Below are 14,401 nucleotides of genomic sequence, written 5' to 3' on the forward strand. Positions count from 1 at the left end.
CATATGCAAAAATAAAGCTCAGATTTTACTAATTTTTTCAGTTTAAGCAATTAGATCATGACGGGGGATGGCTTCTTTCGCTCGCTATATAGGATTGGAGCGGAAGACGGTCGACTCCTGGGGGATCAGCGTGCGTCTTGAGACCCCGCAGGAAGCGAAGCGAACGAGGAGGCTCAAGGCCACGCCCCCCGGAAAGCGTACCGTCTGGAGCGGAAATCCCGGGGTGCTCACTAGCTGTGGTTTCACACGCCTATTCGGATAGTAAATCATAGTACGTATCTTTTATTCTAACAAAACCCTTGACTAGAGGTAAGAAAGCGTCCCTGCCCGCAGCGGAAATCCCATAGGCAGCTCCAAGTCTGCAATACCTTTGCATTAGAAAAAACCGAACAATTTTACAAAACTTCGTTGGAATGTTTTGTAATCATTCGGTTTTTTATCGTTTTGAACCCTTTTGTCCCAGCCTCTTTTATTGGTTATACATTTTTCACTTATTCACTTTGAGCAGAAGCACTTACCAATACGGAAGAAGGACCTTCTTTCATCGTAACTGGCTGTGTCTTCGTTTCACTAGCTTTCTGTTTTGTCTGCTTCTTTCCCGAAGGCACCATATTGAAGATGATATTTAAGAAAATCGCAGTTAAACTCCCTAACACAATCCCATTACTCGTTAAAATTTGCACACTGTCTGGCAATTTTGCAAACAGATCCGGTACAACTGAGACCCCTAGACCAATTCCAATCGAACACGCAACGATCATCGCATTGTCCTGAGATTTCGATATGACTGGGCTCAGCATTTTAATTCCTTGAGCGACCACCATTCCGAACATCGCAACCATCGCCCCTCCAAGGACAGCATTCGGGACGATTGTAGCAAGTGCTGCAACTTTAGGTAAGAAGCCCAATGAAATCAGCATGACCGCTGTCACTAAAATGACGCGGCGTGATTTGACACCTGACAACTGCATTAAACCAACATTTTGTGAAAACGTCGTATATGGAAAGGCATTGAAAATTCCACCGATGACAGAAGCCAATCCTTCTGCACGGTAACCTTTTTCCAGTTTACTTTTATCAATCTCTTCATCACAAATGTCTCCAAGCGCGAAATACACACCTGTCGACTCTACTAATGAAACCATTGCAACCAACGTCATGATTGCAATCGGCAACAAGTGAAAAGTTGGTGTCGCTAAGTAAAACGGAAGCACCATATGCACATAGGAAGCATCTTGTACATTTGAAAAGTCCACGATGCCTAAGAATACAGCCGCCACAGTACCTCCTACCAATCCAAGCAAGATCGCAATCGACTGCAAGAAACCTGTAGAGAATCTATACATCAGCACGATAAACAACAAGGTACCAAATGACAAACCAATATTCGTCAGTGAGCCAAAATCAGAAGCCCCTTGACCGCCACCCATATTATTTATCGCAACTGGAATCAATGTAATTCCAATAATTGTCACGACCGAACCTGTCACAACGGGAGGGAAGAAACGAACTAAGCTTCCAAAAAACCGGCTGATGAAAAAGATAATCACTCCAGAAGCGATGACCGCACCGTAAATAGCCGAAATCCCATATTCATTTCCAATCAAAATCATTGGGCCGACTGCCGTGAACGTACAGCCGAGCACAACAGGCAAGCCAATACCGAAATATTTATTACGCGAAATTTGTAAAATCGTTGCAATTCCGCACATCAGAATATCAATCGACACGAGATACGTCAGCTGTGTTGGTGTCAAACCGATAGCGTTCCCAACGATCAGAGGGACTAATACAGCTCCAGCATACATAGCTAGTAAATGTTGAAAACCAAGCAAGGTAGTTTTCATTAGAAGGCTTCCTCCCCGACGAATTGCACTTTTCCATCCTGCAAGGACTGTAGTTCCGCCAATGATTCCAGTCGAATCCCGGCCTTACGTATTAATTCCCCGCCTGGTTGGAATGCTTTTTCAATGACAATACCTACACCAGCGATTTTTGCGCCTGCTTGTTCTGCAATATCTATTAATCCAAGTGCTGCTTGTCCATTCGCTAAGAAATCATCGATCAACAACACGGTGTCTTCATTGGAAATGAAATCTTTAGAAACCGAAATATCATTTGATTCATTTTTCGTGAATGAATGTACTTTTGCGGAGTAGAGATGATCCGTCAATGTAAGAGATTTTCGTTTTCTCGCAAAGACGACAGGTACACCTAAAATTAGGCCAGCCATCGTGGCAGGAGCAATTCCTGAAGATTCAATCGTGACGATCTTTGTGATGTTCTGGTCACTAAACCGCGCAACGAATTCCTTCCCGATTTCCTGCATCAGTACTGGATCGATTTGATGATTTAAAAACGAATCGACTTTCAATACCTCTTCCGATAATACTTTACCATCTTGTCGAATCTTTTCTTTTAACAACTCCACTTGTGTTTTGCTCCCTTCAAATGTACGAATAAAAAAAGCGTACATGCCATTTCCCCATATAAACTATGAGAGAGCGGCATCTACGCTTTTAAAGATGAAAAAGCATTTTCCTGTCGAACGACAAAGAAATCTGCTTTTCATACTCCTCATAGGCGACCCATTTACGGTAGATCGGTAGAAACTTGCGGGCCATATTCCCGCGATTATATGAGTTCTATTTAACTGAATGGTAATAGTATAGCATGATTCGACTACATTTCAATACTTAATTCTTCCAATTAAACTCATTGGATCCTTTCCTTTTGGAGCTTGGACATATTCCTGTCAAAAAAATTATGTATCATAACTTCAGGAGAGATGTAATAAAAAGCAATGACTGCTATTCCACTCGCTTTTTTCCCATTGTCAAACAAAAATGATAGAGGACAAATAAATCACCAAGCCGACTGTAAAGCTGCTGATCACAGTAGTAAACAAGACAATTTGCGCTGCCAGTTCAGCCTCTATATCGTACTCCAATGCCAGAGTGGAACTGTTCCTTGACGTCGGGAATGAACTTGCGATCCATAAAGACTGAGCTGTGACACCGTCAATCTTCAACAGCATGATAAGAAGAAGCGCAACAGTCGGTGAAAGAATGAGGCGCCCGAATGCGCTCAAAAAAATCAGTCGATTCCATAGCGCCTTCACTTTTATTTGCGCTAATTGTGCGCCTAATGTAATGAGTGCAATCGCGATGAATGCGTTGGATAAATGTTCGATCGGCAATTCAACGAAGAGAGGCAATTGGATGTTTGCCAAGTTCAGAAATGCCCCGAGCCAAAGTGCATGAATGATCGGCATCTTAATAAATTGTTTCAGAATGGCCGCTCCTGATTGTGTCGCAGAAACTAGATTATATAAACCATAGGAATACGTCAGGAGATTTTGATAGACGATCAAGACAATTTGAATTGAGACACCGAGCGGATTTGCATGGAAAACCAATTGGCTGACCGGCAATCCATAGTTACCAGAGTTAATGAGGACAATACTATTTTTCATTACTGCGGATTGCTGGCGGTTTAGACGCAGCATTTTACTGAATAGATGACCTATGACAATCAGCGAAGTACTGAATAATACAACAAAAAATAAAACATCCAGCAAGACTTTCACATTGATCACCGTATGGTATAAATTCATGAATACAGCAGCCGGGATGAGACAATACGTTAAGATATTCCCTAACGCCTTAACGTTAAAAGTAAATTTTATTTGCAAAACAACCCCAATTGCTAATAAAATTAGCATCGGTGTGATAACATTTACGAAGACTATGAGTAAATATTCCACTAGGAGATCTCCTTTCTGTTCTTATAGCCATATACTTCTTGGATCGATCTTCATTAATAGGAGGCTTCACTATTTTGAATTCAAAAAACGTACGACCGAACAAACATTTACATTTTCCAAAGAGTCAGTGGATCCTGTTAGCCGGCATTCTATTTATCGCCGCAACGATTCGATCACCACTGACATCTGTAGGACCTATTATCGGGGCCATTCGAGACCAATTGCAAATATCCAATTCGCTAGCGGGCTTCTTGACAACGATTCCGTTGCTCGCTTTTGCTATTGTTTCACCATTCGTGCCTCGTATATCAAAAAAATACGGCATGGCGCCCACTCTTTTTTATTCGTTGATTGTACTAATGGCAGGTATTACTCTGCGCTCTGTAGGATCTAGCAGCTTACTACTAATTGGTACATTTTTAATAGGTGTAGGCATCGCTTTTGCGAATGTTCTACTTCCCGGCTTGCTGAAACTGAGTTTTCCATTACATATCGGATTGATGACAGGCTTGTATTCCGTTTCCATGAATATATCCGCAACACTCGCGTCCGGGATCGCTGCACCCATTGCCAATAACACTACATATGGATGGCAAGGTGCGCTCGGCATCTGGGGTGTCATTACATTTATAGCTATCATCGTGTGGATTCCGCAAATCCGAAAAAAACCCGAAACCGAAAAAGAAGTAACGAATGACTTGAAAGCACGTCCGAAAACTCCGCTTTGGCGTTCGCCAATTGCCTGGAGCGTCACTTTTTTCATGGGCTTCCAATCCTTTTTGTTCTATACAACTTCCTCCTGGATACCCGTGGTTCTTCAGACGACCGGCTTATCGAACGAAGCAGCCGGCTGGATGCTGTCTCTGGTCCAATTCGCACAGTTACCTATGTTGTTTATCATACCGATGATTGCAGATAGATTGAAAAATCAACGCGTGCTTGTCGTCGCTATATTTGCATGTTATTTTATCGGATATGCCGGCGTGCAATTTGGCAGCGAAAACTTGACTGCGTTATGGATGATTTTCATCGGACTTGGCGGAGGCTCTGCATTTGGTCTATCGATGATGTTCTTTACATTGCGGACCAACACACCTGAAGAAGCCGCTTCTCTTTCCGGCATGGCACAGTCCGTCGGATACCTACTTGCAGCGGTCGGTCCTGTTCTTTTCGGTTATTTGCACGACTGGACAGGTTCTTGGACAACTCCGCTCTATGCATTCATGTTTATCGCATTCTTGGTATTCGTAAGCGGGATGTATGCAGGAAAAAATCGAATCATTTCTCAAGATCCAAAGGCTTCATGATAAAAAGAGCAAGTGCTGTTGCACTTGCTCTTTTATTCATGCAAATACAAACTCTGCAGAAATTGGACAATGATCGCTCCCCAAGATCTCTGCATGAATTTCACTTGTTTGAAGTGTTGACTGAAGACGATTTGAAATGAGCAAATAGTCAATCCGCCAGCCAATATTACGAGCTCTTACATCCCGCATATAGGACCACCACGTATAAGCCCCTTCTTGGTTAGGGTGCAAATAGCGAAACGTATCAATGAATCCCGAATCAAGCAAACGTGTCATCTTCGCACGCTCTTCTTTCGTAAACCCTGAATTGCCATAGTTGGATTTCACATTGCAAATATCAATCTCTTCGTGTGCAACATTTAAATCTCCACAGTAAATAACAGGTTTCTGTGCGTCTAGTTCTGTTAAATGAGCGAGCATTTCATCTTCCCATTTTAATCTGTAGGAAAGACGTGCCAAGTCTCTCTGTGAATTCGGAGTATAACAGTTCACTAAGAAGAACTTTTCAAACTCTAGCGTCAGTACACGACCCTCCGCTTCACTGTCTTGCCCATTCAATCCATATTGGACAGATAGCGGTCGTTGCTTTGTAAAAACAGCCGTGCCGGAATAACCTTTTTTCTCTGCGTAATTCCAATAGTGTTCATATCCGTCAAACGGCAATTCAATTTGTCCTTCTTGGCATTTGATTTCCTGAACACAAAAAATATCCGCTTGCATTTGCTCAAAAAAGTCATTGAACCCTTTTTTCACGCAAGCCCGTATGCCATTGACATTCCAAGATACTACCTTCAACTTTACACAACCTATCTAAATTTAATTGCCATTGAAACTAACAGCTAATTTTGCAGCCAGTGCCGCATTCGATTTAACCAATGCGATATTCGCTTCCAAGCTTTTTCCGTCCGTCAACTGCTGGACTTTCTTCAACATATACGGGGTGAGGTCTTTACCGCTTATTCCTAACTGTTTCGCCTCTATTAACGCATTCGATACAAGCTGATCCATATAGTGCTGATCCATCGCATATTCTTCAGGAATTGGATTGGCAATTATCGTACTGCCTTCTAAACCGAGATTCCATTTGACACGCAGCATTTCCGCCATTAATTCGATATCGTCCACTTGATAGTCTACACGATGTTCACTGCCCCTCGTATAAAAAGCAGGAAAAATATTCGTCCGGTAGCCTATAACCGGGACCCCTTTAGTCTCCATGTATTCGAGTGTCTTACCTAAATCAAGTATGGATTTAGCCCCTGAACAAACGACTGCTACACTCGTAAGTGCAAATTCCTCTAAGTCCGCAGAAATATCCAACGTCTCCTCGACACCACGATGAACCCCTCCAATTGCACCTGTCGTGAATACACGAATACGCGCCAAATCCGCGAAAAACATCGATGCTGCTACAGTCGTAGCACCAGGCTTCTTGGTAGCGATAAGATAACTTATATCTCGTCTGGACGCTTTGATAACCCCCTTGCTATCGCCAAAACTTTCCAACTCTTCATCCGACAACCCTATTTTAATCTTGCCGTCCATGATTGCAATCGTAGCAGGCACTGCTCCGTTTTCTCGAATAATCTGCTGAACCTCACGTGCAGCTTTTACATTTTCCGGATAAGGCATTCCATATGTAATGATTGTCGACTCCAACGCAACTAAAGGTTTGCCATATTTCATCGCTTCTTTGACTTCTTCCGAATAAGATACATATCTTCTCATCTGAGTTCCCCCTTTACCGTCCAATAACTTTACCCCCATACCAAAGATAAACATACTCTATCATTTGTTCAATGTTCTTCCGCAATGATTTGTTCGATCTGATAGCTTTCCAGATTCCATCCCGTCGGTTGATCCAACACCAACTGGGACAACAATTTACCGACGAACGGACCCACTGTTAAACCTGAAGACCCGAGTCCGTTGGCTACCCAGATCATCGGATGATCGGGCAATCGGCCAATGACCGGCATAAAGTTCGGTGTATGCGGTCGAATTCCAACTCTTACCTCGGCAACTTCAGCATCCTTCAAACCCGGCGCCACCGGTAACACATTCGTCAATACTTCTAGTATACCACCAGCTGTTGGCCGAGTATCAAAATTGTCTGTATTTTCATGTGTTGCCCCTGCAACAAATTTCCCGTCTTCAAACGGCACAATATATTGTGTGGCGGGCGGCATGATGACGGGCCAATCCCCTGATGTATTGTATGATGTCTGCAAGTGAAGTATCTGTGCTTTCTGGCCATAGACTAACAGCGTCTTCCCTAAAGGCTCTGTAAATTCATTAGCCCATGCACCTGCAGCTAAAATGACTTGATCCCCTTTGATTATCTGATTTCCAACGATGACACCACTGACACTCCCACCTGTCATGTAAGGAACAGCAGAACCTTTAATCAACTGCACCCCTCTTTTTACCACGACTCGCTCTAAGGCTTCGCGCAAGGCCTGGCCATCCACTTTGGCAGCCCCTGTGATTCTAACAGAACTATATTCGTCTGAGAGCGCAGGGAAATATTTCGCCGTTTGCGTCATGTCCAATAACTCCACTTCTCCGATTTCGGGAGATGATTTTTTGCGCCCTTCCAATAAATCCATTTTCTTATGTAAACGTTCACGCTCGGTATGGATAGCCAAGGCTCCAACTTTCTTATATCCTGTTTCAGTTTCTCCTTCCTCTTCCAGTGATCGAATCAACTCGGGATAATAGGCTGCTCCTGCTGTTGCTAGTGCATACCATGCCTTGTTTCGTCGCTGCGAAGCCCAAGGACAGATAATGCCTGCCGCCGCTCTCGTCGCTTGCCCTGGTTCCTGTCGATCGATTACAATGACTTCCACATCTTGATTGGATAGATGATACGCAGCAGAAATTCCGACGATCCCCGCACCGATAATAATGATTTTCTTCATACTAAATTAACTCCTTTTTATATACTTTTCAAATTCGACAAATTTTTCACTTTATTTTTTCTGAAAAAGCAGTATAATGATTCTATTCGAAAGATTTTTCGGAATATTCTACATCCAGAGGAGATCTGATGATTATGACAAGAGTACCTATGCAAATACAACTTACACAAAGCAAAAAAGAAAAGCCAGATCCAGCAACTTTAGTTTTCGGGAAAACATTTACGGATCACATGCTCATCGTAGATTACGAGGAAGGCAAAGGCTGGCACAGTCACCGTATCGTACCCTATGCACCACTGACGCTTGATCCTGCAGCTATCGTCTTCCATTATGGGCAAACAGTTTTCGAAGGAATGAAAGCATATAAATCGGAAGAAGGAACGATCCGTATGTTCCGTCCTGAAGAAAATATGAAACGCCTCAATTATTCATTAGATCGTTTGTGCATGCCGCGAATCGATGAAGAGAATGCCTTATACGCACTAAACCAGCTTCTGCAAATCGACAAAGATTGGATTCCGACTCTCGATGGGACTTCATTATATATTCGACCATTTGTAATTGCAACGGAAGCTTTCCTTGGCGTAGCACCTGCTAAGAAATATCAATTTTTCATGATTCTTTCTCCGGTAGGTTCTTATTATAAAGAGGGAATCCATCCTGTAAAGATTCTGGTTGAAAATGAATTTGTTCGCGCCACAAAAGGCGGTACAGGAAGCGCGAAAACAGCCGGCAATTATGCTTCAGCATTAAAAGCACAAGAAGTAGCCGATCAACAAGGCTATTCACAGGTGCTTTGGTTAGACGGTGTGGAGCGTAAGTACGTAGAGGAAGTAGGCAGCATGAACATTTTCTTCAAAATCAACGGAGAAGTCGTGACGCCTGCAATCAACGGCAGTATTCTGGAAGGTATCACACGGAAGTCTATACTACAGCTACTACGTCATTGGGAAGTACCTGTGGCCGAACGAAAAATTTCGATGGACGAAATTCGAAATGCCTATGAAAATGGGCAGCTGGAAGAAGTTTTCGGTACCGGAACAGCCGCTGTCATCTCTCCAGTAGGCGAACTGAATTGGGATGGCTATAAAATGATCATCGGCAATGGAGAAACTGGAGAGCTTTCAAAAAAACTGTACGACACACTGACAAATATCCAAACAGGCAAAGAAAACGATCCTTTCAATTGGGTCTACGAAATCAAAAAACATATTGCTCAACTTGCTTGACCGTGGATGAGAATAGAAACTGCCCAAAAAGTCATTTCAACCTGACTTTTTGGGCGTTTTTTTGTATAAAAAAATCTTTTGTACATCTTAGTCAGTCAGTTTTCACTGCTGTAGAGAAATGCGCGGTACACGGCTGGTCTGTTTCGTTAGGCAGGAGGTTTGGAGCAGAGCTGCTTGACAACTGTACGGTCCAAAAGGGTTTTGGTTCAGTCCGACAACACATTGATGCGTTCTTCTGCTCCCTCTTGCTTTATAACTTAAAAAAGGCTGACACTGAAAGATCGTTTCACTTTCAGAACAGCCTCCTCTTTCTATTTATACAGATAGCAACGCGGCATCACTTGTCAACTGCTCACCACGAATTCGTTGGAATTCATCCATCAGCTTCGCAATTGTCAAGCCTTGCTTTTCTTCTTCTTCCACTTCTAATATGATCTGTCCCTTATCCATCATGATCAAACGATTTCCAAGATCCAGTGCCTGCTGCATATTATGCGTCACCATCAAAGTCGTCAACCTTTCATGCTCGACTAACCTCTTCGTCAAATCCGTGATCAACTCTGCACGAGAAGGGTCTAGTGCCGCCGTATGCTCGTCCAACAATAAAATTGACGGCTGAGTAAACGTAGCCATTAACAGCGACAACGCTTGCCGCTCTCCGCCGGACAACAATCCCACTTTAGCAGACATTCGATTTTCTAAATTTAAGTGCAATGTTTCAAGAGACGTACGAAACAACTCTTTCCGCTTTTTGTCTACACCGCGATGAAGCGAACGACGTTTATTGCGTGAATAAGCCATCGCCAAATTCTCTTCTATCGTCATTGTCGGTGCTGTGCCTGCCATCGGATCTTGAAAAACCCGCCCGATCATTTTCGAACGCTTAAACTCGGCTAATCTCGTTACGTCTTTACCGTCAAGATAAATATTACCAAAGTCAGGCGTCAATGCACCTGATATCATATTCATCATCGTGGACTTCCCTGCTCCATTACTTCCGATTACTGTAACAAAATCACCAGGATGCAAATGAAGATTAATCTGGTCGAGCGCCACTTTTTCGTCTGGGGTAGCTTCATTGAAAGTTTTATTGATTTGATCCAGTTTCAACAATCCTATGACCCCCTTGTGCTGCTTTCATTTCCATTCGCTCGGCTTGTCGACGTGCTTTTCGGGCTTTTTCCCGTCTCTTTTCTAAAATTTGCGGGATAATCAATGCCGCGATCACAATGATCGCAGTAATCAATTTCATATCGCCGGAGTCAAGAAACTTCACTCGCAAGGAAAGACCTAACACAATTCGATAAATGACAGCCCCGAAGATGACCGCCAATGTCGTACGGAAAATTGTTTTTGTTCCGAATATCGCCTCACCAATTATGACAGAAGCTAAACCTATGATGATCATTCCAATTCCCATTCCGTTATCGGCGAACTTACCATACTGGGCTATCAATGAGCCCGAGAATGCCACCAACGCATTGGAAATTCCTAATCCTAAAATTACGAGAGTATCTGTATTCGCGGAAAAGCTGCGAATCATTTTTTTATTATCTCCTGTCGCACGTATAGCCAATCCGACTTCCGTCTGCAAAAACCAATCGGCAATCAGTTTAATCAGGATCGTCACCAAAATCATCAAGAACAAAGTGCCCCATGTCGCAGGTAAATGTTCAATACCCAGGCCTGACAGGAAGCCATTTATAGCCCCATCAATTCCAAGGTCGCTCCAAAAACCTTGGAACTTGCTGAAAATCGTTTCTGCATTCAAGAGCGGGATGTTCGGGCGTCCTACTGAACTTTCAGTAGTCAGTCCCATTATCCGAAGGTTTATCGAGTAGAGAGCTATCATCATGAGGATTCCGGATAAAAGTGGATTGATTTTTCCTTTGGTATGTAATAAGCCTGTTATACATCCCGCAAAAAAACCGACGACAATTGCGGTTAGTGTTGCAACGAGTGGATGGTAATCAAATACAATCATCGTGGCCGCCACTGCTGCTCCTGTCACAAAACTTCCGTCCACCGTCAAATCTGGAAAATCAAGCACTCGGAATGTAAGATACACTCCGAGCGCCATGATCGCATAGATGATGCCCTGCTCAACTGAGCCAAATACAGCTGAAAACATGCAAGATCATCTCCTAACTTATTCTACCGTTTCGGCATTCCAATCGTCTTGGATTTCAAGACCGATTGTTTCAACAGTCTTCTTATTCACTACTAATTTTAAATTCTGGGGAACTTGTACAGGTAAAGAATCAGGAGTTGCTTCCCCTTTTAGAATCTTCGCTGCCATTTCACCCGCTTCATAACCGATATCGTAGTATTCGAAGCCGTAAGCCCCCAAGCCTCCTCTTTCAACTGAATCGAATTCCCCAACCATCATCGGAATCTTATTATCATTTGCAACAGAAACGACGGATTCCAAAGCCGAAACTACTGTATTGTCTGTAATGATATACAGTGAGTCGACTGAACCAACCAATGACTCAGCTGCCTGTTTCACGTCAGCAGATGTAGCAACAGAAGCTTCGACTACTTCCATGTCCATATCTTTCAAAATTTCTTTCACCTGATCTACTTGAAGACGTGAATTCTGCTCTCCAGAGTTAAAGATCATACCTACTTTTTTGGCACCAATTTGTTCTTTCAAAAATTTCATTGTGTTCGAGATTGCATCAGGATGGTTATCAATTGTGCCCGTCACATTTCCACCAGGTTCTTCATTGGAAGCAACCAGTTCTGCCGCTACTGCATCCGTAACAGATGTAAAGACAATTGGGATATCTTGTGTAGCGCTTGCCGCTGCCTGAGCACTTGGTGTAGAGTTGGCGAAAATCAAATCTACTCCAGCTCCTGCCAGGTTATTAGCAATCGTAGAGTTTGAACTATTGTCATTTTGCGCATTTTGTTTATCGTATTCAACATCTAACCCTGCATCTTTAATCGCTTTTTCAAAACCTTTTAGTGCAGAATCTAAAGATGGGTGTTCAACAATTTGTGTCACGCCGATCGTGTATTTTTCTCCCTCTTTTTCATTATCATCATTTTGATCGTTTGCCGATGATCCTGATGACTCCTTTTTCCCTCCACATGCAGCTAAGATGAGCACGATACTAAATAGCGCTGCTGCATAAGTCATCCAACGTCTCTTCATAGAAAATCCCCCTATACTTTTCTCTCTATTACCTTGTCGATATATTCAGAAAAGGCAATAATTATACGTTATCGTACACTCTACTAAGTTATCCGTCAATGCATTATTCGATATTTTAAGTAAATTCCCATAAATCGAAGATCTTCTTGTCATTATTATGTATTAATTAAGAAAATTATAGAAGCAGAGAGATAATTAAACTGTAATTAGCCAAGCGCTACTTACCTCGCTTGGCTAAACAAAAAAATTACTCTTATCTTTTATTCACTTAATTAATAGTTTAAAAATTGTTTCGTGCGCAGTTCCTTTGGCGATTTTAAAACTTCCTGTGGGTTCCCTTCTTCGACAATCAATCCTTTATCCATAAAAATCACTCGGTTTGCGACATTGCTCGCGAATTCCATCTCATGAGTAACAACTATCATCGTCATATGTTCTTCCGCAAGCTTTTTCATTACTTGCAGTACTTCTTTTGTCAGCTGCGGATCCAATGCAGACGTCGGTTCATCAAACAATAAAATATCCGGATTCATCATCAAAGCTCTTGCGATCGCAACACGTTGTTTTTGACCCCCCGAAAGCCTAGAAGGAAACTCATATCGTTTGTCAGCCAGACCAACTTTCTCCAATAATTCAATGCTTCTATCACTATATTCTTTCGCTTGTTCTTTTTTTACAAGCTTGGATGCCAATTCTAAATTTTGTTTGACTGTCAAATGCGGAAATAAGTTGAATTGCTGAAATACCATTCCCATTTTCGCGATGATTTTTTTACTGTCTGCCGGTTTAGCATAGAGGCCATCCTTCACTAGATGATCGCCATCCACAGCAATACTGCCCCCTTCTACTTCCTCCAACTGAATCAAACTTCGAAGCATTGTACTCTTACCTGAACCTGAAGGTCCGATGATTGCCAAAACATCATTTTTCTCTACATTAAAAGTTAAGTCTTTCAATACTTCTAATGGTCCGAATGATTTCTTTAAGTTACGTACTTCAATGAAAGACATAATTTTCTCTCCTCAATCATATTGCAGCTTTCTCTCTAAATACTTGAAAACAATCGTCAATGCAAAGGCAATCAATAAATAGATCCCCGCTGCAATGAAAAATGGAATGATCGTAAAATCTCGATTGACCACGGTCTGCGCGTAGTGGAGCAGCTCGGGTACCGCCACTGCATACAATAAGGCTGTGTCCTTTACTAAGGAGACAGACTCATTAGCAATCGGTGGTAACGTCACTCGGAACATCTGCGGTAGAATGACACGTGTAGTCGTTTGCCATTTTGATAATCCGAGGACTTGCGAAGCTTCGTACTGTCCTTTATCAATGGATAGGAGGCCACCGCGAAAGATTTCAGCAAAGTAGGCCGCATAGTTCAAAATAAACGCCAATGTGGCAGCGACGAACCGGTCTAACACGAGAAACTCCCCAATTACCGGAAGAAGTGGCAAACCAAAGACAAAAAACAATAGCTGCAATAACAAAGGGGTCCCACGCATGATATAAATATAAGTTTGCGCTAAAAAAGAAATTGGTTTCATACTACTTCTTACGGCAAGTGTCAGCATAAAACCAAGTGGAATCGAAAGAACGATAGCGAGCACGAATAATAGGACGGTCGCTTTAGCTCCTTCGAGCATTGGGATCAGCATAGACATAAAATAGTCAAAATTCATCGTTTAATTCCTCCAAAAACACAGTTAAAAACTCTTGGACTTCCATTATAAAATGCTGCAGAAAGTCAGTACTCTCAACTTTCTGCAACACAGTTGATACACTATTTTTTCGCTATATACGCTAAAATAAATAACTTACACTCAAAGTACAACGTAGAACCCGTTGATTTCCGTTCCAGGCGGACGCTTTCCGCGGGGCGCGGGCGAGCCTCCTCGTCGCTTTGCTCCTGTGGGGTCTCGCCATTCGCGCTATACCCCGCAGGAGTCGCCGCCTTCCACTCCAATCAACTGAGTGTCCATTTCTGAGCAAACTCATATAAAAACTTTAATACAACA

Annotated in this window: 13 protein-coding genes and 1 riboswitch; of the genes, 2 read left to right on the forward strand and 11 right to left on the reverse strand. The window is 42.6% G+C overall.

What is annotated here, in order from left to right:
* Positions 1-491: 491 nt before the first annotated feature.
* The 3 genes from B5D59_RS08955 to B5D59_RS08965 form a co-directional block, all read right to left on the reverse strand.
* A complete protein-coding gene (locus B5D59_RS08955) occupies positions 492-1,847 on the reverse strand; it encodes a nucleobase:cation symporter-2 family protein (RefSeq protein ID WP_078817704.1) in 1,356 nt (451 codons plus the stop codon).
* Positions 1,847-2,431 carry a xanthine phosphoribosyltransferase gene (locus tag B5D59_RS08960; protein WP_078817861.1) on the reverse strand — a complete coding sequence of 195 codons (585 nt, stop codon included), beginning with the start codon at positions 2,429-2,431 and terminating at the stop codon, positions 1,847-1,849. The genes B5D59_RS08955 and B5D59_RS08960 overlap by 1 nt, the downstream gene beginning before the upstream one ends.
* 129 nt (positions 2,432-2,560) lie before the next feature.
* A riboswitch (purine riboswitch) is annotated at positions 2,561-2,662 on the reverse strand.
* Positions 2,663-2,836: 174 nt separating this feature from the next.
* Positions 2,837-3,766, reverse strand: coding sequence for an AEC family transporter (locus tag B5D59_RS08965; protein WP_040758196.1), 930 nt, complete (start codon positions 3,764-3,766; stop codon positions 2,837-2,839).
* A 74-nt stretch (positions 3,767-3,840) separates the two neighbouring features.
* Between B5D59_RS08965 and B5D59_RS08970 the strand changes: the two genes are divergently transcribed.
* A complete protein-coding gene (locus B5D59_RS08970) occupies positions 3,841-5,073 on the forward strand; it encodes a CynX/NimT family MFS transporter (protein WP_078817705.1) in 1,233 nt (410 codons plus the stop codon).
* A 36-nt stretch (positions 5,074-5,109) separates the two neighbouring features.
* Here the strand turns inward: B5D59_RS08970 and B5D59_RS08975 are convergent, their stop codons facing one another.
* The 3 genes from B5D59_RS08975 to B5D59_RS08985 all read right to left on the reverse strand — a co-directional run bounded on the left by B5D59_RS08975 (position 5,110) and on the right by B5D59_RS08985 (position 7,994).
* Positions 5,110-5,868 carry an exodeoxyribonuclease III gene (locus tag B5D59_RS08975; protein WP_078817706.1) on the reverse strand — a complete coding sequence of 253 codons (759 nt, stop codon included), beginning with the start codon at positions 5,866-5,868 and terminating at the stop codon, positions 5,110-5,112.
* A 21-nt stretch (positions 5,869-5,889) separates the two neighbouring features.
* Positions 5,890-6,801 (reverse strand): pseudouridine-5'-phosphate glycosidase, encoded by a 912-nt coding sequence (locus B5D59_RS08980; RefSeq protein ID WP_040758202.1) that lies wholly within the window; start codon positions 6,799-6,801, stop codon positions 5,890-5,892.
* 68 nt (positions 6,802-6,869) lie between these two features.
* Positions 6,870-7,994: an NAD(P)/FAD-dependent oxidoreductase gene (locus tag B5D59_RS08985; RefSeq protein ID WP_078817707.1), complete on the reverse strand. Its 1,125-nt coding sequence runs from the start codon at positions 7,992-7,994 to the stop codon at positions 6,870-6,872.
* Between the two features lie 128 nt (positions 7,995-8,122).
* On the opposite strand from B5D59_RS08985, the gene B5D59_RS08990 reads away from it, so the two are divergent.
* Complete coding sequence (locus B5D59_RS08990) at positions 8,123-9,223, forward strand: branched-chain amino acid aminotransferase (protein ID WP_009497214.1); 1,101 nt, start codon at positions 8,123-8,125, stop codon at positions 9,221-9,223.
* A 315-nt stretch (positions 9,224-9,538) separates the two neighbouring features.
* Here B5D59_RS08990 and B5D59_RS08995 read toward each other — a convergent pair whose 3' ends face one another.
* The 5 genes from B5D59_RS08995 to B5D59_RS09015 form a co-directional block, all read right to left on the reverse strand.
* Positions 9,539-10,336, reverse strand: coding sequence for an ABC transporter ATP-binding protein (locus B5D59_RS08995; protein WP_040758206.1), 798 nt, complete (start codon positions 10,334-10,336; stop codon positions 9,539-9,541).
* Positions 10,311-11,354: an ABC transporter permease gene (locus B5D59_RS09000; RefSeq protein WP_078817708.1), complete on the reverse strand. Its 1,044-nt coding sequence runs from the start codon at positions 11,352-11,354 to the stop codon at positions 10,311-10,313. Before B5D59_RS09000 ends, B5D59_RS08995 begins: the two co-directional genes overlap by 26 nt.
* A gap of 18 nt (positions 11,355-11,372) precedes the next feature.
* Positions 11,373-12,383, reverse strand: coding sequence for an ABC transporter substrate-binding protein (locus B5D59_RS09005; RefSeq protein ID WP_009497222.1), 1,011 nt, complete (start codon positions 12,381-12,383; stop codon positions 11,373-11,375).
* A gap of 272 nt (positions 12,384-12,655) precedes the next feature.
* Positions 12,656-13,393 (reverse strand): amino acid ABC transporter ATP-binding protein, encoded by a 738-nt coding sequence (locus tag B5D59_RS09010; RefSeq protein ID WP_078817709.1) that lies wholly within the window; start codon positions 13,391-13,393, stop codon positions 12,656-12,658.
* 12 nt (positions 13,394-13,405) lie between these two features.
* The gene (locus B5D59_RS09015) at positions 13,406-14,065 is read right to left on the reverse strand and encodes an amino acid ABC transporter permease (protein ID WP_009497226.1); all 660 of its coding nucleotides are present in this window, start codon (positions 14,063-14,065) and stop codon (positions 13,406-13,408) included.
* Positions 14,066-14,401: the final 336 nt, after the last annotated feature.

This window comes from Sporosarcina newyorkensis (assembly GCF_900167515.1).
Classification (GTDB): Bacteria; Bacillota; Bacilli; order Bacillales_A; family Planococcaceae; genus Sporosarcina; species Sporosarcina newyorkensis.

Bases quoted from the DNA above. Each gene is read 5' to 3' on its own strand.
- B5D59_RS09005 (WP_009497222.1), bottom strand. From the start codon at position 12,383: ATGAAGAGACGTTGGATGACTTATGCAGCAGCGCTATTTAGTATCGTG.
- B5D59_RS09000 (WP_078817708.1), bottom strand. From the start codon at position 11,354: ATGTTTTCAGCTGTATTTGGCTCAGTTGAGCAGGGCATCATCTATGCG.
- B5D59_RS08990 (WP_009497214.1), top strand. From the start codon at position 8,123: ATGATTATGACAAGAGTACCTATGCAAATACAACTTACACAAAGCAAA.
- B5D59_RS08985 (WP_078817707.1), bottom strand. From the start codon at position 7,994: ATGAAGAAAATCATTATTATCGGTGCGGGGATCGTCGGAATTTCTGCT.
- B5D59_RS09010 (WP_078817709.1), bottom strand. From the start codon at position 13,393: ATGTCTTTCATTGAAGTACGTAACTTAAAGAAATCATTCGGACCATTA.
- B5D59_RS09015 (WP_009497226.1), bottom strand. From the start codon at position 14,065: ATGAATTTTGACTATTTTATGTCTATGCTGATCCCAATGCTCGAAGGA.
- B5D59_RS08980 (WP_040758202.1), bottom strand. From the start codon at position 6,801: ATGAGAAGATATGTATCTTATTCGGAAGAAGTCAAAGAAGCGATGAAA.
- B5D59_RS08955 (WP_078817704.1), bottom strand. From the start codon at position 1,847: ATGAAAACTACCTTGCTTGGTTTTCAACATTTACTAGCTATGTATGCT.